Genomic DNA, 248 nt, shown 5'->3' with positions numbered 1-248 from the left:
ATCTATTGGAGGCGATATGGGCCAGATTATTCAGTTTGTTTCGAAATCCGAACGCGAGCGTCTTCGCCTCATCCAGGAGGCACGCGCGATCTATGACAGCATCTTCCCGCCGGCGGACCCGGCCGGCGAACAATCGAGCGAAGCCAAAGCGCGCCAGAGCGACAGGGGCAACCTCGCATGATCAAGATCATTGCCGTGCTCTGCAGCCTCGCCTCCCCATCGAATTGTCACGAGCAGCTCGTCACCAG

The 248-nt window shown here is 58.9% G+C and carries 1 protein-coding gene; it reads left to right on the top strand.

What is annotated here, in order from left to right; genetic code table 11:
- The coding region (locus MJ643_RS31135) for a hypothetical protein (RefSeq protein ID WP_247727373.1) at positions 1-181 on the top strand (181 nt) is incomplete at its 5' end.
- Between the last annotated feature and the right edge of the window lie 67 nt (positions 182-248).

It is taken from the genome of Pseudomonas sp. PNPG3, from assembly GCF_023093815.1.
GTDB classification, from domain to species: Bacteria; Pseudomonadota; Gammaproteobacteria; order Pseudomonadales; family Pseudomonadaceae; genus Aquipseudomonas; species Aquipseudomonas asiatica.
This window is presented reverse-complemented; position numbering and strand designations above follow the sequence as displayed.